Annotated in this window: 19 protein-coding genes and 1 pseudogene; 12 read left to right on the top strand and 8 right to left on the bottom strand. The window is 72.9% G+C overall.

Annotated features, from left to right (window positions below; genetic code table 11):
- The first annotated feature begins 219 nt into the window (after nucleotides 1–219).
- Together QZX64_RS13530 and QZX64_RS13525 are read left to right on the top strand one after the other, a co-directional pair.
- Entirely contained in the window at nucleotides 220–792 is a 573-nt protein-coding gene (locus QZX64_RS13530; RefSeq protein ID WP_295660798.1) for an aminodeoxychorismate/anthranilate synthase component II, read from the top strand.
- A complete protein-coding gene (locus QZX64_RS13525; protein ID WP_295660796.1) occupies nucleotides 789–2,033 on the top strand; it encodes an anthranilate synthase component I family protein in 1,245 nt (414 codons plus the stop codon). The genes QZX64_RS13530 and QZX64_RS13525 overlap by 4 nt, the downstream gene beginning before the upstream one ends.
- Nucleotides 2,034–2,069: 36 nt before the next feature.
- On the opposite strand, the gene QZX64_RS13520 is transcribed toward QZX64_RS13525, so the two are convergent.
- From QZX64_RS13520 to QZX64_RS13495, 6 genes are all read right to left on the bottom strand, one after another.
- Nucleotides 2,070–3,443 carry a cell wall metabolism sensor histidine kinase WalK gene (locus QZX64_RS13520; RefSeq protein ID WP_295660794.1) on the bottom strand — a complete coding sequence of 458 codons (1,374 nt, stop codon included), beginning with the start codon at nucleotides 3,441–3,443 and terminating at the stop codon, nucleotides 2,070–2,072.
- Between the two features lie 3 nt (nucleotides 3,444–3,446).
- The gene (locus QZX64_RS13515) at nucleotides 3,447–4,163 is read right to left on the bottom strand and encodes a response regulator transcription factor (RefSeq protein ID WP_295660792.1); all 717 of its coding nucleotides are present in this window, start codon (nucleotides 4,161–4,163) and stop codon (nucleotides 3,447–3,449) included.
- A gap of 124 nt (nucleotides 4,164–4,287) precedes the next feature.
- Nucleotides 4,288–5,148: a fructosamine kinase family protein gene (locus QZX64_RS13510; protein WP_295660790.1), complete on the bottom strand. Its 861-nt coding sequence runs from the start codon at nucleotides 5,146–5,148 to the stop codon at nucleotides 4,288–4,290.
- Complete coding sequence (locus QZX64_RS13505; protein ID WP_295660787.1) at nucleotides 5,145–5,654, bottom strand: low molecular weight protein-tyrosine-phosphatase; 510 nt, start codon at nucleotides 5,652–5,654, stop codon at nucleotides 5,145–5,147. Before QZX64_RS13505 ends, QZX64_RS13510 begins: the two co-directional genes overlap by 4 nt.
- A gap of 25 nt (nucleotides 5,655–5,679) precedes the next feature.
- Nucleotides 5,680–6,069, bottom strand: a complete 390-nt coding sequence (locus tag QZX64_RS13500) for a phage holin family protein (protein ID WP_295660785.1) — start codon at nucleotides 6,067–6,069, stop codon at nucleotides 5,680–5,682.
- 9 nt (nucleotides 6,070–6,078) lie between these two features.
- Complete coding sequence (locus tag QZX64_RS13495; RefSeq protein WP_295660783.1) at nucleotides 6,079–7,242, bottom strand: heparan-alpha-glucosaminide N-acetyltransferase domain-containing protein; 1,164 nt, start codon at nucleotides 7,240–7,242, stop codon at nucleotides 6,079–6,081.
- Between the two features lie 69 nt (nucleotides 7,243–7,311).
- Between QZX64_RS13495 and QZX64_RS13490 the strand changes: the two genes are divergently transcribed.
- The 5 genes from QZX64_RS13490 to QZX64_RS13470 all read left to right on the top strand — a co-directional run bounded on the left by QZX64_RS13490 (nucleotide 7,312) and on the right by QZX64_RS13470 (nucleotide 12,060).
- Nucleotides 7,312–7,872, top strand: a complete 561-nt coding sequence (locus QZX64_RS13490; RefSeq protein WP_295660781.1) for a VanZ family protein — start codon at nucleotides 7,312–7,314, stop codon at nucleotides 7,870–7,872.
- Between the two features lie 5 nt (nucleotides 7,873–7,877).
- On the top strand, nucleotides 7,878–8,960 hold the full coding sequence (locus tag QZX64_RS13485) for a histidinol-phosphate transaminase (RefSeq protein WP_295660779.1): 1,083 nt from the start codon (nucleotides 7,878–7,880) through the stop codon (nucleotides 8,958–8,960).
- Between the two features lie 117 nt (nucleotides 8,961–9,077).
- A complete protein-coding gene (locus QZX64_RS13480; RefSeq protein WP_295660802.1) occupies nucleotides 9,078–10,799 on the top strand; it encodes a sodium:solute symporter family protein in 1,722 nt (573 codons plus the stop codon).
- Between the two features lie 10 nt (nucleotides 10,800–10,809).
- Nucleotides 10,810–11,073: a hypothetical protein gene (locus tag QZX64_RS13475; RefSeq protein ID WP_295660777.1), complete on the top strand. Its 264-nt coding sequence runs from the start codon at nucleotides 10,810–10,812 to the stop codon at nucleotides 11,071–11,073.
- Nucleotides 11,074–11,121: 48 nt separating this feature from the next.
- On the top strand, nucleotides 11,122–12,060 hold the full coding sequence (locus QZX64_RS13470; protein WP_295660775.1) for a glutathione S-transferase family protein: 939 nt from the start codon (nucleotides 11,122–11,124) through the stop codon (nucleotides 12,058–12,060).
- Here the strand turns inward: QZX64_RS13470 and QZX64_RS13465 are convergent.
- Nucleotides 12,026–12,724, bottom strand: coding sequence for a hypothetical protein (locus QZX64_RS13465; protein ID WP_295660773.1), 699 nt, complete (start codon nucleotides 12,722–12,724; stop codon nucleotides 12,026–12,028). The genes QZX64_RS13470 and QZX64_RS13465 overlap by 35 nt on opposite strands.
- Before the next feature lie 20 nt (nucleotides 12,725–12,744).
- Nucleotides 12,745–13,833, bottom strand: a complete 1,089-nt coding sequence (locus tag QZX64_RS13460; RefSeq protein ID WP_295660771.1) for a family 43 glycosylhydrolase — start codon at nucleotides 13,831–13,833, stop codon at nucleotides 12,745–12,747.
- A 234-nt stretch (nucleotides 13,834–14,067) separates the two neighbouring features.
- On the opposite strand from QZX64_RS13460, the gene pdhA reads away from it, so the two are divergent.
- The 5 genes and pseudogenes from pdhA to QZX64_RS13435 all read left to right on the top strand — a co-directional run.
- Nucleotides 14,068–15,180: a pyruvate dehydrogenase (acetyl-transferring) E1 component subunit alpha gene (gene pdhA, locus QZX64_RS13455; protein ID WP_295660800.1), complete on the top strand. Its 1,113-nt coding sequence runs from the start codon at nucleotides 14,068–14,070 to the stop codon at nucleotides 15,178–15,180.
- Nucleotides 15,177–16,157 (top strand): alpha-ketoacid dehydrogenase subunit beta, encoded by a 981-nt coding sequence (locus QZX64_RS13450; RefSeq protein WP_295660769.1) that lies wholly within the window; start codon nucleotides 15,177–15,179, stop codon nucleotides 16,155–16,157. The genes pdhA and QZX64_RS13450 overlap by 4 nt, the downstream gene beginning before the upstream one ends.
- A 10-nt stretch (nucleotides 16,158–16,167) precedes the next feature.
- On the top strand, nucleotides 16,168–17,631 hold the full coding sequence (locus QZX64_RS13445; RefSeq protein WP_295660767.1) for a dihydrolipoamide acetyltransferase family protein: 1,464 nt from the start codon (nucleotides 16,168–16,170) through the stop codon (nucleotides 17,629–17,631).
- 202 nt (nucleotides 17,632–17,833) lie between these two features.
- Nucleotides 17,834–18,073, top strand: coding sequence for a hypothetical protein (locus QZX64_RS13440; protein ID WP_295660764.1), 240 nt, complete (start codon nucleotides 17,834–17,836; stop codon nucleotides 18,071–18,073).
- Nucleotides 18,074–18,317: 244 nt separating this feature from the next.
- Nucleotides 18,318–19,091, top strand: a pseudogene (locus tag QZX64_RS13435) (hypothetical protein); the annotation flags it as partial.

Below are 19,091 nucleotides of genomic sequence, written 5' to 3'. Positions count from 1 at the left end.
GAGGCCGCGGAGGGTGTGGGTGGGTCTCGATACGCTCGCTGGCGCTCGCTACTCGACCACCGGGGGGCGGCGCTGCGGTGGTCGAGTGCCCGCGAGGGACGAGCGGGTGTATCGAGACTGTCGAGGGTGTGGGTGGGACTCGATACGCTCGCTGGCGCTCGCTACTCGACAACCGAGAGTCGCTGCTCGACCATCGAGGGGCGGCGCTACGTTGAGCGGGTGCGCGCAGTCCCGGAGGTGGTCGTCGTCGACCACCACGACTCCTACACCTGGAACCTCGTGCACCTCGTGGCCGGCGTCACCGGCAGGCTGCCCGCGGTGGTGCAGCACGACGAGACCACGGCCGGGGCACTGGCCCGCTTCACCCACGTCGTGCTCTCCCCGGGCCCGGGGCACCCAGCCGACCCGGCCGACTTCGCGATCGGGACCACGCTGCTGCGCGCGGCCGCCACGCCCGTGCTCGGCGTCTGCCTCGGCATGCAGGGCCTCGTCACGGCGTACGGCGGCACCGTCGCGCGCGTCGAGCCGGCGCACGGCGAGGTGGCCCGGGTGCGCCACGACGGGGCCGGCGTCTTCGCGGGCCTGCCGCAGGACATCGAGGTGGTGCGCTACCACTCGCTGGCGGCGGTCGCGCTGCCCGACGAGGTGGTCGCGACGGCGTGGGCCGAGGACGGCACGGTGATGGGCGTGCGCCACCGCACGCTGCCGCTGGAGGGTGTGCAGTTCCACCCGGAGTCGGTGCTCTCGACGCACGGGCCGGCGATGGTCGCGACCTTCCTGGGCGTCTCGTGAGCGACCCCGAGGAGCTGTTCGCCGACGTGGCCGCGCGCCACCCGCGCTGCTTCTGGCTCGACGGCGGCGGCGCCCGCGAGTGGTCGGGCCGGCGGTCGATCGTCGGCTGGCTCGACGACGACGACGTATCGCTCTCCTACGACGCGGCCAGGCGCCGGGTCACCCGGCACGTGGGCGGTCGCTCGGAGGTGGTCGGGGACGACGTCTTCGCCGTGCTCGAGTCCGAGCTGGCGGCGGGCGGCGCGGACGACCAGTGGTTCGGCTACCTCGGGTACGCCGCCCGGCCCGACCTGCCCGCCCGCACCGGCGGCGGCCTTCCCGACGCGGTGTGGATGCGGGCCCGGCACGTGCGGCTCTTCGACCACGAGCCGGGCGCCCCGGCCGGCGGGCGGTCGCCGGGGGGCGGCGAGCCGCCGGTGAGCGAGGAGTACGCCGCGGCGTACGCGACGGTCCAGGAGGCGCTGCACGCCGGCAACTCCTACGAGGTCAACCTGACCCACCGCCGGGAGCGGATGTCGAGCGCCGGTCCCGTCGACGTCTACCGGCGGCTGCGGCGCGCCAGCCCGGCGCCGTATGCCGGGTTCCTGCAACACGCGGTGCCCGGCCACGAGGCGTGGCTGCTGAGCTCGTCGCCGGAGCGCTACGCGCTCGTCGGCCCCGGCCGCACCGTCGAGACGAAGCCGATCAAGGGCACCACCCCGCGCGGCGCGACGCCGGAGGACGACGAGCGGCTGCGGAGGCTGCTGGCGACGGACCCGAAGTTCCGCGCCGAGAACCTGATGATCGTCGACCTGCTGCGCAACGACCTGTCGATGGTGTGCGAGCCGGGCACGGTGGACGTGCCGGTGCTGATGGAGGTGGAGTCCTACGCCACGGTGCACCAGCTCGTCTCCACGGTGCGCGGCCGGCTCCGCGACGACGTCTCCACGGTCGCCGCCCTGCGTGCGCTGTTCCCGGCGGGGTCGATGACCGGCGCGCCGAAGCTGCGCACGATGGAGGTCATCCGCGACGTGGAGTGGACCGCGCGCGGTGTGTACGCCGGCGCGTTCGGATGGCTGCGCGCCGACGGCCGCGCCGACCTCGGCGTGGTGATCAGGTCGCTGATGACCGCCGGCGACGGCCGGTGGGTGCTGGGCACCGGCGGGGGCATCACCGTGCGCTCCGACGTGGGGGAGGAGTGGGCGGAGGCGTGGTGGAAGGCGCACGCGCTGGAGGCCGCCTTGCGTGGGTCGTCCGCCTGAGCCTGGGCCCTGGCCCGGCGTGGGGCGGACGACCGGTCAGGCGGGAGCTCCCGGCAGCCACATCGACAGCCGGGCGCCACCGGTGGGCGAGGCGTCGGCCCGCACCTGGCCGCTGTGGCGCTCGACCACCTGCCGCACGATGGAGAGGCCGAGGCCGGAGCCGGGCATCGACCGCGACTCCTCCGAGCGGTAGAAGCGCTCGAAGACGTGCGGCAGGTCGTCGGCGGAGATGCCGGTGCCCTCGTCGTCGACGGTGAGCACCCCCTCGGCCAGCCGGACCGAGATCGTGCCCTCGGGCGGGCCCCACTTGGCGGCGTTGTCGAGCAGGTTGGTCACCGCGCGCTCCAGCGCGGCCGACTCGCCCCGCACCGGCCACGGCTGGAGCTCGACGTCGAAGGTGGCGGCGGGTGCGCGCCGGCGTACCCGGGCGACCGCGCGATCGACGACCTCGGCGAGGTCGATGCGCTCGACCACGTGGTCGATCGGCTCGTCGCGGGCCAGCTCGACCAGGTCGCCGACGAGGGTGGTGAGCTCCTCGGTCTGGGCGCGGACGTCGGAGAGCAGCTCGGCCCGGGCGGAGTCGGGGAGCCCGTCGCCGGCCTGGGCGAGGAGGTCGATGTTGGTGCGCAGGCTCGTCAGCGGGGTGCGCAGCTCGTGCCCGGCGTCGGCCACCAGCTGGCGCTGCCGGTCGCGGGAGGCGGAGAGCGCCACCAGCATGTGGTTGAAGCCGGTGGCCAGCCGGGCGATCTCGTCGTCGCCCTCCACCGCGAGCGGGGTGAGCCGCTCGGTGCGGGCGATGTCCTCGACGGCGTGGGTGAGGCGACGGACGGGCCGCAGTCCCTGCCGGGCCACCCCGAGGCCGGCGAGCCCGGCGGCGATGACCCCGGCGATGCCGAAGAACGTCAGCACCAGCCCCAGCTTGCGGAGCACGAGGTCCTGCGGCTCCAGCGACTGCGCCACCACCACGGCCTCGCCGGGCCCGGTCGGCACGGTGACCATCCGCCACCGCTCGCCGTCGGCCCTGATCGTGCGGATCGCGTGGGGGCTGCGGCCGGCGGCGACGTCGACCTCGGGCCTTCCGAGTGCCAGGGATCGCGCGTTGCCGTCGGCCGAGCGGGCGCGGGGCTCGTCGGTGAGGAAGATGATCCGGATGTCGGCGGCGCCCAGCGCCTCCGACGGGATCGGCACCCTCTTGGTGATGTCGGCGAGCGCACCGCTCTCGGCGACGGCCTCCGCCCGCTCCAGCAGCGACTCGTCGAGGGTCGACTGCATCTGCATGCGGACGGTGAAGTAGCCGACCAGCGCCACCGCGGCCACCGAGACGCCCACGGCGAGCGTCGTCAGCAGCGCGACCCGGCTCGCGAGGGACCGGCGGTAGTGCCAGCGCCCGTCGTCGTGCAGGGTGCGCACGCCTCAGCCGTCCTTGAGGACGTAGCCCACGCCGCGCACGGTGTGCAGCAGCCGCGGCTCGCCGGCGGCCTCGGTCTTGCGGCGCAGGTAGCCGACGTACACCTCGAGGGAGTTGGCGGTGGTGGGGAAGTCGTAGCCCCACACCTCCTCCAGGATGAAGGAGCGCTCGAGCACCCGGCGGGGACGGCGCAGGAACATCTCGAGCAGGGTGAACTCGGTGCGCGTCAGCTCGATGGACCGCTCGCCGCGCGTCACCACGCGGGTGCCGAGGTCCATGCTGAGGTCGCCGTAGGTCAGCGTCTCGTCGCCGTCGTCCTCGTGGGGCACCACCCTGCGCAGCAGCGCCCGCAGCCGCGCCAGGAGCTCCTCGAGGGCGAACGGCTTGGTGAGGTAGTCGTCGGCGCCGGCGTCCAGCCCCTCGACGCGGTCGCCCACGGCGTCGCGGGCGGTGAGCACCAGCACGGGCACGTCGTTGCCGGCGGTGCGCAGCGCCCGGGTGGCCTCGAGGCCGTCGAGGCGCGGCATCATCACGTCCATCACGACGACGTCGGGGGCGGCGGACGCGATGCCGGCCAGCGCCTCGGCCCCGTCGGAGGCCAGCACGACGGTGTAGCCGTTGAACTCCAGGCTGCGGCGCAGCGACTCCCGCACGGCGCGGTCGTCGTCGACGACCAGGACGCGGGCCGAGCCGGAGGTCGGGGGCTGGGTGGGGCTGGGCACGCCCACATGGTGCCAGCCGCGCCTGAAGCCGGGCTGAGAGCTGGTGGGACGGCCCGGTAGTTAGGTGCGAAACGGTTGTCGGAGACCGCCCCGGACGACCATTCCGCGCCTAACTACCCGCCGGTCACACGAAGCGGCGGGCCAGCTCCGCGGCCCGGGCGCCGTACGAGCCGCCGAAGTGGCACGCGTGCACCAGCAGCGGGTGCAGCTGGTGGAGCGCCAGCCGGTCCTCCCAGCCCTCGGCCAGCGGGCTCACCTCGTCGTACGCCGCCATCACCCGCGGCAGGTGCGGCAGCCCGAACAGCGCCAGCATGGCCAGGTCGACCTCGCGGTGGCCGCCGTGGGCCGCCGGGTCGACGACGTGCACGCGCCCGTCGAGGGCCCACAGGCAGTTGCCGTTCCAGAGGTCGCCGTGCACGCGGGCCGGCGGCTCCTCGGGCAGCAGGGCGGTCAGCCTGCCGATGACCGACTCCACGGCGGCGGCGTCCTCGTCGGTGACGGCGCCGCGGTCGCGGGCGATCTTGAGGTAGGGCAGCACCCGGCGGGTGGCGTAGAACTCCGGCCACGACGGCGCCGGGCGGTTGGGCAGCGGCAGCCGGCCGATGAAGCCGTCCGCGCTCGCGCCGTACGCCGCGGCGCCGGCGCGGTGGGTGGCGGCCAGCCGCTGGCCGAAGTCGGCGGCGGCCTCGAGGGTCGTCCTCCCGGGCTCGACCCAGCGCATCACCACGCACTCGTGGTCGACCCCGAGCACCTCGGGCACGGGCACGCCGTCGCTGACCTCGCCGAGCCACCGCAGCCCGGCCGCCTCGGCCCGGAAGAGCCCCTCGGGGGCACGGGGGAGCGTCTTGACCAGGGCCGTGGTGCCGTCGTTGAGGCGCAGCCGGGTCGCGGTCGCGATGTCGCCGCCGGCGACCGGCGCGGTGCTGACCACCGCGGCGCCGATCAGCTCCTCGACCCGCCGGGCGACGAGCGGCTGGCGGGTCATCGGCCCCGGCCGGTCAGCGCGTCCCGGAGGGCGGCGACGAGCGCTGCGCTGGTGCGTTCGACCATGGCCAACACCTCCCCGAAGCCGTCCTGCCCACCGTAGTACGGGTCCGGGACCTCCCCACCGGGGTCCACCGGGTCGAAGTCGCGGAAGAGGCGGACACGTTCGGGCTCGCCGCCCAGCGCGCGTACGTCGCGCAGGTTGACCTCGTCCATGACCAGCACCAGGTCGTGGTCGAGCCACCCGGCGTCGAACTGGCGGGCGCGGTGCGCGGAGCCGTCGTACCCGGCGCCGAGCAGGACCGCCGCGGCGCGCTCGTCCATCGGCCCCCCGACGTGCCACCCGCCCGTGCCGGAGCTGGAGACCTCGACCTCGTCGGCGAGCCCGGCCGCCTCGAGCGCGGACCCGAGCACCACGTGCGCCATCGGCGAGCGGCAGATGTTGCCCAGGCAGACCAGGGCGATGCGGTAGGGACCGGACCCGGTCGGCGGCGGGACGGCGGGCACGGACGGCACGGACGGCACGGCGTCCTCAGTCGTCCTGGAGGACGGCCATGTCGATGAAGCCGTTGACGACGGTGATGACGACCGCGCCCAGCAGCGCGGTCCAGAAGCCCTCGACGTGGAAGCCGACGTCGAGCTGCCCGGCGATCGCGGCGGTGAGCAGCAGCATGGCGGCATTGATGACCAGCAGGAACAGGCCGACGGTCAGCACGATGAACGGCAGCGACAGGAACCTGACGACCGGCCTGACGACGACGCTGACCACGCCGAGGATGAGCGAGACCAGCAGCAGCGGGACCAGCTTGTCGCGCACCTCGTCCATCCCGACCGTCGGGCCGTCGAACCAGATGTCGTCGAAGAGCCACGCCGCCACCGCCACCGCTGCGGCCGTCGACAGCAGCCAGGTCACCAAGCGCATGGGGTCACCCTAGGGCGTGCGCCGACCGACGGCCCGGGCCGCCGAGCGGCTCAGCTCAGCCACCAGGTACTCCAGCGGCCCGCGGCGGCGTGCCAGGGCGTACGCCGCTCCGACGGCCAGCACCACGAGCACCTGCGGCAGGTAGGCCGACGGCTCCTCGGCGGGAGGGACCTCGGGGGTGAGCATCACGATGTGCAGGGAGTAGAGCGTCAGCGTCATGGCGCCGGCGCCGAGCACCACCGCCCAGAGACGCGGCAGCACCCGGGCGGCGAGCACCGCGACGCCGACGACGGCCAGCGAGCAGCCGATGGTGTGCAGGAGGGTGAGGGCGGTGCCGGAGTGCGGCCCGATGGGCACCAGCCACCACCACGAGTCCGTCGGGGTGGTGCCGTAGGAGCCCAGGTCCAGCTGGCGGCGCAGCTCCTCCCACGTCGTCGCCCCGCCGTCGTCGCTGCGCAGCAGCGCGCGCCGTACGGCGGCGTCGCCGGTGACGTCCACGGACACCACCCACGTCACCACCGCCAGGACGGCCCCCGCGACCGCCACCCGTGCGGCGACGCTCGCCCGGCGCAGGTCCAGGCGGCCGACGGCCAGGCCGGCGAGCAGATAGGCGAACCACCCGATCGCGGGGTAGTAGCCGGTGAGCAGCAGGCTCTGGGCCAGCTCGAGCGGCGTGGCGAGGTGCTCCAAGGACGGCACCAGCCGGGCGGGGGACGCCAGGTCGCGACGCAGCAGCATGCCGGCCACCGGTCCGGCCACCGCCCAGGCGGCGGCGAGCAGCGCGAGGGGTCTCCAGCCGAGCCCGAGGAAGGGCAGCGCCATGACGAACAGCACCGCGTAGTAGACGAGGATGATCGCGATGTTGGTCGGCAGCCCGCCGAGCAGCAGCCCGAGGAAGGCGATGACCGCGGCGCGCACCGCGATGCCGGCCCGGTCGGCTCCCAGCCGCCGTCCCTCGTGCACCCGCGAGCCCCCGGTCACCAGCGCCAGGGACACCCCGGCGAGGAGGGCGAACAGCCCCGACGCGCGTCCCGACGCGACCGCATGGCTCGTCGCGACCTCGTCGGCCCCCGTGATCGGCTCGAGGAGGTGGGTCGCCATCATCCCGAGCAGGGCGAGGCACCGCGCGACGTCGATGCCGACGATGCGCCCCGCGGCGCCCGGGTCTGCCATGGGGCGCATCCTCCCAGTCGCGGCCAACGGTGTGTCGGGCGTGCCGGAGGCCATCGGTAGCCTCGGGCCGTGGAGGTGACGGGCGGCGTGGGCAGCATGGTGCTCGGCAGCCTCGCGGCGGGCGTCGTGCTGGTCCCCCTGGGGCTGCTGCTGCGGCGGTCCCTCGGCTGGGTCACCGGCTGGTCGATCGCGTGCCTGCTCTGGTCGCTCGTGGTGATCGCCCTGGTCACGCTGCTGCCCACCAGCGCCGACGTCGGGGTGGTGGCGGCCGAGGACCGGCTGCCCACGTGCTCCATGGACTACGGCGGCCCCGCGCCCGACGGCTTCTGGATCTTCTCGGGCACCCAGCGCACCCTCAACACGCTGCTGTTCGTGCCGGCCGGGGCGTTCCTGGTGCTGGCGGTGGCGCGGTGGCGGGCCGGCGTCGTCCTGGCACCCCTGGGGCTGCTGGGCCTCGCCGCGCTGTCCGCGACCATCGAGCGGACCCAGCTCGAGCTCGCCCGCATCGACCGCGCCTGCGACGTCACCGACGTCGTCGACAACGTCACCGGGGCCGTGGTCGGCTTCGCGATCGGACTGGTGCTCGCGCTGGTGCTGCGGCCCTGGCGGCCGGGCCCGCGATTAGGGTGACGCGCATGTCGCAGTCGCCCGCCGCGCCGTCACCGCGCCGCACCGTGCTCGAGATCCCGACGTACGTCGCGGGCCGGCCGCCCGCCCCGAGGCCCGGGCTGACGTCGTACAAGCTGTCCTCGAACGAGAACCCCTACCCGCCGCTGCCCGGGGTGGTCGAGGCGGCGATGGGTGCGGTCGAGCAGATGAACCGCTACCCCGACATGGGCAGCGCCGCGCTGTACGACGCGCTCGCGGCGAGGCTCGGCGTGCCGACGACCGACCTCGCCGCCGCGACGGGCTCGGTGGCGCTGATCTACCAGCTGCTGCAGGCCTTCTGCGAGCCCGGCGACGAGGTCGTCTACGCGTGGCGGTCCTTCGAGGCCTACCCGATCGCCGTGGCGGCCGCGGCGGCGACGTCGGTGCGCGTGCCGCTGCGGGCGGACGGGCACCACGACCTCTCCGCGATGTCGCGGGCGGTCACCGAGCGCACCCGCGTCGTGATGGTGTGCACCCCCAACAACCCCACGGGTCCCTCGGTGACCCAGGGCGAGCTCGACGCGTTCATCGCCACCGTGCCGGCGCACGTCGTCGTGGTGGTGGACGAGGCCTACCTGGAGTTCGTGCGGATGGACGACGCGGTGGACGGCGCCGCGACCTACCGCGCCCACCCGAACGTCATCGTCACCCGCACCTTCTCCAAGGCGTACGGGCTGGCGGGCTTCCGGGTCGGCTACGCGATCGCCCAGGCCCCGCTGGCCGCGGCCCTGCGCGCTGTCTCGCTGCCCTTCGGGGTCTCCGGCGTCGCGCAGGCGGCGGCCATCGCCTCGCTGGCGGCGGAGCCCGAGCTGCTGGCCCGCGTCGACGACCTGGTCGCTCGCCGCTCCCGGCTGGTCGGCGCGCTCGCCGGGGTCGGCTGGCGGGTCCCCGACCCGCAGGGCAACTTCGTGTGGTTCGGCCTCGGCGACCGCACGGGTGAGTTCGCGGCCGTCGCCGAGGACCTGGGCATCACGGTCCGCCCGTTCGCCGGCGAGGGAGCCCGCGTCACCGTCGGAGAGCCCGAGAGCCTCGAGCGCGTCGTCGACCTGGCCCGCCGCTTCGCCCCCTGACCACCACGGCGCGCCGCCTGACCGGGTGGCGACGCCACCGGGGAAGCGCGCTACGGTGAGGCACTTGTCCGGGGAGGAACCATGACGACACCGTCGGTGACCAGCCAGGTCTCCGTGATGGCCACGATCATCGACGCGGACTTCGTCGACTACCTGATCGTCGGCATCTACTTCGCAGCCGTGCTCGGCATCGGCCTGATGGCGCGGCGCCACGTCTCCGACTCGGTCGACTTCTTCCTCTCGGGCCGCTCGCTGCCCGCGTGGGTGACCGGTCTCGCCTTCATCTCGGCCAACCTCGGCGCCGTCGAGATCATGGGCATGTCCGCCAGCGGTGCGGAGTTCGGCCTTCCCACGGTCCACTACTTCTGGGTCGGCGCCATCCCGGCGATGCTCTTCCTCGGCCTGGTGATGATGCCGTTCTACTACGGCTCCAAGGTGCGCTCGGTCCCCGAGTTCATGTTCCGCCGGTTCGGCACCGGTGCCCACCTGGTCAACGCCATCTCCTTCGCCGTCGCCCAGCTGCTCATCGCCGGCATCAACCTGTTCCTGCTCGGCTCGATCATCCGGGCGCTGCTCGGCTGGTCGCTGTGGGTGGCCCTCATCGTGGCGGCGCTCATCGTGCTCTCCTACATCACCCTCGGCGGGCTCTCCGCGGCGATCTACAACGAGGTGCTCCAGTTCTTCGTCATCGTCGCCTCCCTGGCGCCGCTGACGCTGATCGGCCTCAACCGCGTCGGCGGCTGGGACGGCCTCACCTCCAGGATCACCGCCGCCGCCGGCGACAACCCCGACGGACCCTCGGCCGGCGACCAGCTCAACTCCTGGCCCGGCAACGCGCTGTCGGGCTTCGAGTCCGACATCTGGTCGGTCGTGGGCATCGTCTTCGGCCTCGGCTTCGTGCTCTCCTTCGGCTACTGGACCACCAACTTCGTCGAGGTCCAGCGCGCGATGGCGTCGGACTCCATCTCCTCGGCCCGCAAGACCCCGGTCATCGGCGCCTTCCCCAAGATGTTCGTCCCGTTCATCACGATCGTGCCCGGCATGATCGCCGCGGTCCTGGTCAGCGAGATCGCGGCGGTGAAGGCCGGCGAGACGGTGCCGGGAGGCGCCTCCGGCGACGGGGTCGCCTACAACGACTCGCTGCTCTACCTGATGCGCGACCTGCTGCCCAACGGCCTGCTCGGCCTGGCCATCGCGGGCCTGATGGCGGCGTTCATGGCCGGCATGGCGGCCAACATCTCCGCGTTCAACACCGTCTTCAGCTACGACCTCTGGGAGCGGTACGCCGTCAAGGACCGCGCCGACGACTACTACCTCAGGATCGGCCGGCTGGCCACGGTCGGCGCCACGGTGGTCGCGATCTTCACCGCCTCGCTGGCGTCGAACTTCTCCAACATCATGAACTACCTCCAGACGCTGTTCGGGTTCTTCAACGCACCGCTCTTCGCGACGTTCATCCTGGGCATGTTCTGGAAGCGGATGACCCCGACCGCCGGGTGGGTCGGCCTCGTCGCCGGCACCACCTCCGCCATCGCGGTGGCCTTCCTCTCCGAGGACGCGTTCGGCTCGGCCAGCACGGGGCTCATCCCGATCGGCGGCCAGGGTGCGGCGTTCCTCGCCGCCTCGGTGGCCTTCGTGGTCGACGTCGTGCTGAGCATCGTGGTCTCGCTGGTGACCCGGCCCAAGCCGGCCTCCGAGCTGGTCGGCCTGGTCTACTCCGAGACGCCCAGGGAGCTGCGCACCGACCCCGAGGAGCACACCTACCCGTGGTACCGGCGCACCGCTCCCCTCGCAGGCCTGGCGCTCGCCATGGTCGTCGTCCTGAACATCGCCTTCTGAGGAGGCCCTGATGACCCACGACAGCGCAGCGAGCACCCCGCGCGAGGCCCCGGAGGGCGGCACCCGCACCGCGGGCGCGCTCGACATCCGCAACATCATCGGCGGCCTGCTGGGCATCTACGGCGTGATCCTGGTCGTCATGGGCCTCTTCGCCGACACCGAGCCCGACAAGACCGGCGGCGTGAACGCCAACCTGTGGGCCGGGATCGCGCTGCTGGTCGTCGGGGTCGGCTTCCTGGCGTGGGCGCGGATCCGTCCGGTCCGGGTGCGCTAGACACCTCCTACCGAATCTGGGCGACCAGCCGTCTGGGACGATGGCCGCATGGCCGACAGCGCAGGGCAGGGCACCACGTCGTACGTCGAGGCGGACGGCTTCGACCGGGACATGAACTACCTCGACGACCGGATCACCCGGAACGGCGAGCAGTGGCCGGTGGAGCCCGGGCGCTACCACCTGGTGGCCGCTCGCGCCTGCCCGTGGGCGAGCCGCGCCATCATCGTGCGTGAGCTCCTCGGCCTGCAGGACGTCATCTCCCTCGGCACGCCCGGCCCCACCCACGACGCCCGCAGCTGGACCTTCGACCTCGATCCCGGCGGCCGCGACCCGGTGCTGGGGATCGAGCGGCTGCAGGAGGCCTTCTTCGCCCGGGTGCCCGACTACCCGCGCGGCATCACGGTCCCGGCCGTCGTCGACATCCCCTCCGGCAAGGTCGTCACCAACGACTTCCCGCAGATCACCCAGGACCTGTTCTTCGAGTGGCGCGACCACCACCGCGACGGCGCTCCCGACCTCTGGCCGGACGACGTCCGCGAGGAGATGGAGAGCGTGATGGAGCGCGTCTTCCACGAGGTCAACAACGGCGTCTACCGTTGCGGCTTCGCCGGCTCCCAGCGGGCCTACGACCGGTCCTACGCCAGGCTCTTCGACGCCCTCGACTGGCTCGAGGAGCGGCTGGCCGACCGCCGCTACCTGATGGGGGACGCCATCACCGAGGCCGACGTCCGGCTGTTCACGACCCTGGTGCGGTTCGACCCCGTCTACCACGGCCACTTCAAGTGCAACCGCAACAAGCTGAGCGAGATGCCGGTGCTGTGGGCCTACGCCCGGGACCTCTTCCAGACCCCCGGCTTCGGCGACACCGTCGACTTCGAGCAGATCAAGAAGCACTACTACGTCGTCCACCAGGACATCAACCCGACGGGGATCGTGCCGGCCGGACCGGACCTCACGGGGTGGGGGACGGCGCACGGGCGGGGCTGAGCGCCTCCAGCGACGCCGCCGGCGCGTGCCGGCCGTCCCGGCTCGCGTCGTACGACGCGGCGCGGACCGCCGAGAGCCAGCCGGGCACCAGCCGCCAGCCGGGAGGCGGGTGGAGGACCGGGTCGAAGGAGACGTCGGCCGTGGCCGGGCCGGTGACGACGAGGTCGCCGGTCTGCACGTCGCCGCGACGCCCCACGACCCGCACGCTCACCCGCATCGGCAGCCGCGCCGCCACCCGGCCCACGTCCGCGCTCGACGCGGCCGTCTCGTCCACCGACAGGAGCACCACCACGCGGTCTGCGGCGGAGGAGGCGTAGGGCAGCAGGGTCGTCAGCCGGGTGCCGCGCCACGACAGGGCCGGCCAGAGCAGGGACCGGCGCAGCCGGTCCGGGCCGGCGCACGACGCGGCCACCACGTCGACCGGCGAGCCGTCGACCTCGACCCGCAGGGCGAGTCCCAGCACGTCGGGCAGGGCACCCGGCAGGCCGAGCGACGTGGAGAGCCGCACCGTGCACGCGGCCGGGCCGGTCGGCAGGGGGCCGTCCCCGGCCACGTCGAGCCGTGCTGCGAGGGTGAGGCCGCGCGGGTGCATCGCCCGGGCGCCGCGGAGCCGGGCGAGGGAGCGGAACGCGGTGCGGACGATCGGGTCCAGGGGGCCGGCCATGGCGACCGGTACCCCGCGCCTCACGGCTTGAGCCAGCCCTTGACCCGCGGCACGCCGGCGTTCCAGACCAGGCGGGCGGCGTACATCGAGCGCACGGCGCGACGCTTCTCCCGCTTCGACCAGTCGAGGCTGGAGCGGCAGGGGCGCGGCTTGCCGAAGCAGGTCCAGCCGTGCAGGAACAGCCGCTGCTGTCCACCCGGCGCCACCGCGACGTCGGCGCCACCGGGACCGCAGAGGCCCGTGGTGGCGGAGCTGAGCAGGGTGCCGGACTCCACGACGCTCCAGTCGAGCAGCGACGGCGAGCGGAGCCACACGGTCTGGTAGCTGCACCGCGTGTAGTCGCCCTCGGACAGCAGCATCACCCAGCCCTGCGGCCGGTGCACGATCACCGGGTTCTCGACCACCCCGGGGAAGCGCAGCAGCTCCTGGCTGACCGCGCCGGTGGCCACCCGGCTGCCGTTGTCGCTGAGCTGCACCATCCGGATCGAGGAGGGGATGCGGTCGGTCTTGTAGACCAGGAAGCGGGTGCCGGACGGGTCGACGTACACCGAGGGGTCGATGGTGCCGGCGCGCGGCAGGGTGGGGTCGAGCGGCAGCGGGTCCTGCGCCTGCGGCACCTTGGCGTACGTCGGGCAGGAGAGCGGCCTGTCGCCCACCGGGGCGAACCCGCGCCGGGGCGAGCGGGAGCGCGCGACGCCGACGCAGCGGCCGTACTCGCCGAGGCCGTCGACCGGCGCGGCGAAGTACAGCAGCCACCAGCCGCCGACGCGCTGGATGTCGGCGGCCCAGATGTCACCGGCGCGGGCCCAGGCGGGCAGTGTCCGCAGGGCCGGGCCGCCCCGGACCCACTCGCCCTGCGGCGAGCGGGTCAGCGCGCGGGGCGCGTGCTCGCCGGTGGCGATGCCGACGAAGCCGTTGCGGTAGCGCTCGACCGCCGGGTCGGCGAAGTTGCCGTCGAGGACCGGCTTGGGGACCCAGCGTGCGGCGCCCGACGGCGGGGCCGGCAGCACGACGAGCGCCGTCAGCAGCACCAGGCCGAGGGTGGCGGTGAGCAGCCGCACCGGGGACGAGCCGGTCCGGACGGTGAGGAGGTCGGACCAGGCGCGCATGGCGCACACCCTAGGCAGGGCGCCGGGGGCCCGGATGTGCGCCCCCGGGCTGGACGCCGGTAGGTTTGGTCACGGACATGTGGTAGCGGTCACACCCCGACTGGCACCCTGTCCGGTGCAGGTGCAAGGAGGCGCAGGCGGCGACCCCGCGGCGTCACCATGACATGAATGGAGCCTTCGTTGAGCCACCACGGATTCGGCCCCGACCTCGCGGAGGTCTTCGGGCCCTCGCAGATGGCCGGTTCACCATCAGGGGCCCTGGGCCTGGTTCAGTTGCTGACCCCCGAGGGGGAGCGCGTCCACCACGCGGAGTTCGACCGCGACTTCGGCGCCGAGGAGCTGCGCGGCTTCTACCGCGACATGGTCCTCACCCGCCGCATCGACACCGAGGCCACCGCCCTCCAGCGCCACGGCGAGCTCGGCATCTGGGCCCAGCTGCTCGGCCAGGAGGCCGCGCAGATCGGTGCCGGCCGCGCGCTGCGTCCCCAGGACTACGTCTTCCCGACCTACCGCGAGCACGGGGTGGCCTACTGCCGTGGCGTCGATCCGCTGAACCTCCTCGGCCTCTTCCGCGGCGTCGACCACGGCGCGTGGAACCCCAAGGACAACAACTTCGGCCTCTACACCATCGTCATCGGCGCGCAGGCGCTGCACGCCACCGGCTACGCCATGGGCATGCAGCGTGACGGCGTCGTCGGCACCGGCGACCCCGACCGCGACGCGGCCGTCGTCGCCCACTTCGGCGACGGTGCCAGCAGCCAGGGCGACGTCAACGAGGCGTTCATCTTCGCCGCGTCGTACAACGCGCCGGTGGTGTTCTTCTGCCAGAACAACCAGTGGGCGATCTCCGAGCCGATCGAGCGGCAGAGCCGCATCCCGCTCTACCAGCGCGCGCTCGGGTTCGGCTTCCCCGGCGTGCGCGTCGACGGCAACGACGTCCTCGCGACGTACGCCGTGACGCAGGCCGCGCTGCAGCGCGCCCGCGACGGCCAGGGCCCGACCCTGGTGGAGGCCTACACCTACCGGATGGGCGCCCACACCACGACCGACGACCCCACCCGCTACCGGCTCTCCGACGACCTCGAGCACTGGAAGCTCAAGGACCCCATCGCCCGGCTGGAGGCCTACCTGCGCCGCAACGGCCTGGTCGACGACGACTTCGTCGCCGAGCTCAAGGTGGAGGCCGACGAGCTGGGCCACCACCTGCGCGAGGGCTGCAAGGCGCTGCCCGACCCGCAGCCGCTGAGCATGTTCGACCACGTCTACACCGAGGAGACCGAGGAGATCGCGGCCCAGCGCGAGGGCTACGCGAGGTATCTCGAGTCGTTCGAGGGGAGCCGCTCATGAGCACCAGGATCACCCTCGCCAAGGGCCTCAACATGGGTCTGCGCAAGGCGATGGAGGACGACCCCAAGGTCCTGGTCATGGGCGAGGACGTCGGCAAGCTCGGCGGCGTCTTCCGCATCACCGACGGCCTGCAGAAGGACTTCGGCGAGGACCGCGTCATCGACTCCCCGCTGGCGGAGTCCGGCATCGTCGGCACCGCGGTCGGCATGGCCCTGCGCGGCTACCGCCCCGTGGTGGAGATCCAGTTCGACGGCTTCGTCTACCCGGCCTACGACCAGATCGTCTGCCAGGTCGCCAAGATGACCTACCGCTCCAAGGGCCGCAGCCCGATGCCGATGGTCATCCGCATCCCGTTCGGCGGCGGCATCGGCGCGGTGGAGCACCACTCGGAGTCGCCGGAGGCGCAGTTCGCGCACACCCCCGGCCTCAAGGTCGTGGCGTGCTCCAACCCGGTCGACGGCTACTGGATGATCCAGCAGGCGATCGCCAGCGACGACCCGGTGATCTTCCTGGAGCCCAAGCGGCAGTACCACGCCGACAAGGCCGAGCTCGACGAGTCGGTCACCCCCGACCCGCTCTTCTCCAGCCGGATCGTGCGTGCCGGCACCGACGCCACGGTGCTCGCCTACGGCCCCACGGTGAAGACCGCGCTCAAGGCCGCCGAGGCCGCGGCGGGCGACGGCGTCTCGCTGGAGGTCATCGACCTGCGCACGCTCTCGCCGCTCGACATGGGCCCGGTCTACGACTCCGTACGCCGCACCGGCCGCGCGGTCGTCACCCACGAGGCGCACGTCAACCTGGGCATGGGCGCCGAGATCTCGGCCCGGATCACCGAGGAGTGCTTCTACTCCCTCGAGGCCCCCGTGCTCCGGGTGGGCGGGTTCGACACGCCCTACCCGGCGTCGCGGATCGAGGAGGACTTCCTCCCCGACCTCGACCGGGTGCTCGACGCCGTCGACCGTTCTCTCGACTTCTGAGGAGGCACTGATGTCCGAGTTCAAGCTCCCCGACGTCGGGGAGGGCCTCACCGAGGCCGAGATCGTCGCCTGGAAGGTCAAGGAGGGCGACACGATCGAGATCAACGACGTGATCGTCGAGATCGAGACCGCCAAGTCCCTCGTCGAGCTGCCCTCGCCGTACGCCGGCACGGTGCTGTCGCTGATGGTGGCCGAGGGCGAGACCGTGCCGGTGGGCACGCCGATCATCTCGATCGGCGACCCGGCGGCGGCGGGCGCGCCGGTGCCCGTCGCGGCGCCGGCCCCGGACATGGTCATCGACCTGTCCAACCCCGCCGCCAGCGGCAGCGCCGAGGGCGAGTCGCTGGTCGGCCGGATGAAGGCCGACCGCGGGCCGCTGCGCCGGCCCCGCAAGGGCTCCGCCTCACCGTCCTCGGAGTCCGCGGCGGCCACCCAGATGCAGGTGCAGGGCGCGTTCGCGCCCGGCGGCGCCCAGAGCGACCCGGTCGTGGAGACCGACGAGCCGGCGGTGCCCGCCACGTCCGCGCGTCCCGTGCCCGACGAGCCGGCACCGGCCCTCGTGCCGCCGGAGGCCCAGTCGCCCTCCTCGGTGCGGGCGCTGGCCAAGCCGCCCGTCCGCAAGCTGGCCAAGGACCTCGGCATCGACCTGACCGCGCTCACCGGCTCGGGCGCCGGCGGGGTGGTCACCCGGGCCGACGTGGAGTCCGCCGCCAACGGTGCGCGGGCGTCCGTCCCGGAGCCCGTCCAGCAGCCGGCCCGGCCGCGCGGGCCGCAGGAGCGGGAGACGCGGGAGCCGATCAAGGGCGTCCGCAAGATGATGGCGCAGGCGATGGTGGGCTCCGCCTTCACCGCCCCGCACGTCACCGAGTGGATCACCGTCGACGTCACCCGCACCATGGAGCTGGTCGAGCGCCTCAAGGCCCGCCGTGAGCTCCGCGACGTCAAGGTCAGCCCGCTGCTGGTGCTGAGCCGGGCCGTGCTGCTCGCGATGCGCCGTACGCCCGAGATCAACTCCTTCTGGGACGACCAGGCGCAGGAGGTCGTGCTCAAGCACTACGTCAACCTGGGCATCGCGGCCGCCACCCCGCGCGGGCTGGTCGTGCCCAACGTCAAGGACGCCGACCAGCTCGACCTCGTCGGCCTGGCCGGGGCGCTCAGCCAGCTCACCGCCACCGCCCGCGAGGGCCGCACGCAGCCGGCGGAGATGAGCGAGGGCACCTTCACGATCACCAACGTCGGCGTCTTCGGCGTCGACGCTGGCACGCCGATCATCAACCCCGGTGAGTCGGCGATCCTGTGCTTCGGTGCCGTGCGCAAGCAGCCGTGGGTGGTGGACGACGAGATCGTCGTCCGCCAGATCACCACGCTGGCGCTGTCGTTCGACCACCGCCACATCGACGGCGAGAAGGGCTCGCGCTTCCTCGCCGACGTGGCCGGGATCCTCGAGGACCCCGCCACGGCGCTGCTGTTCTAGGAGCGGTCTCAGCCCGGTCGCCGCCCCACGTGTCACGCGGGGCGGCGGCGGGTATCAGCCGCGGCGTGAGCGCCGTCCCCCCGGTCTGCCCGCGCCCCGGCGAGGGGATCGGTCCGTTCCGGATCACCCGTCGGCTCGGGGGCGGCGGCATGGGCGCTGTCTGCGCGGCCACCCGGCACGGGCGGACCGCGAGGTGGCGCTGGTGGGCCCCGACCGGGCGACGTGCATCGCGGAGAGAGGGGTCGGCACGATGGGCCTCGACTCGCTGATCTCGGCCGGCTTCATCGACGAGGACATGACTTTCCAAGGCCAGGACCTCGCCACCGTCGACCCCGCCTTCAAGGCCGCCCTCGGCACGGCCACCACGCGTGTCTGGTCTGAGGCTCCACACGTGGCGGCGTCCCTCTGGGTCGTCGGCGTAGTAGGCGCCGGCTGGTGCTGAGTCGGGGTGGCGGGCTGCTCCTCGGGTCTGTGACGGCTCGTCCGAGCCTGAGCCATCTCGGGAATCGGACCCTCGGATCGTCCGTACGCCGAAGTCGGGCCTCTTCGCGAATTCTGGTGATGACTTCCACGCTGGACGGGTGTTCGACTCGAGTGGCGCAGGCCCCCTCGCTCACGGGAAACGCCACCGTCCGGAGTGCCGGCCGCGCGCATCGCCCAAGCCCGCACGGAGGAGAAGATCCGCGATGATCCGAAGCATCTTGGCCGCGTGTGTCGCCGCAGCGTGCGTCAGCGTCCTGGTTGTCCCGGCGGAGGGCTCGCCGGTTCCGATCGCCGGGATCGTGTCGGAGGATCCGGCCGACTTCACGCCTCGCATCACGGTTGGCAATGCTCCGTTCGCTGCGGTGCCCATCGGTGGGCAGATGTACGTGGGCGGCGCTTTCACCGAGGTGAAGAGCTCGAACCGGTCCCAGACCTATGCACGCAAGAACCTGTACGGCTTCAACATGACCGACGGGTCTGTCACCGGGCTGAGCATCAACGTGGACGGCGACATCCTGGCGCTCGCGACCGACGGCAGGTCGCTCTACGCAGGGGGGAAGTTCACAACGGTCAATGGAGTCGCCCGGCGCGGACTGGTCAAGATCAACCCGGCCACTGGGGCTGTTGACACCGCCTTCAACGCCCGGCTCACCGGCACAGTGCAGGACCTCGAGGTCGCCAACGGCCGACTCATCGTGGCGGGCAAGTTCTCCAAGCGCCTTACGGCGGTGAACCTCGCCACCGGCGCAGATCTGAACTACATCAACCTGTCCATCAGCGGCACCACCTCGAGCACGGCCGGGCCCACTGACGTGTGGCGATTCGGGATCTCGCCCGACAAGTCGAAGCTGGTGGCTGTCGGCAACTTCACTGCCGTCAACGGTCAGACGCGGTGGCGGGCCTTCATGGTCAATCTGGGTTCCACCTCGGCTTCTCTTGCGCCTTGGTACTACACGCACCTGAGCAAGTCGTGCGGT

The organism is uncultured Nocardioides sp. (assembly GCF_902805925.1).
GTDB lineage: Bacteria > Actinomycetota > Actinomycetes > Propionibacteriales > Nocardioidaceae > Nocardioides.
Note: the sequence above shows the minus strand (reverse complement) of the source record. Positions and strands in the feature narration are given on the sequence as shown.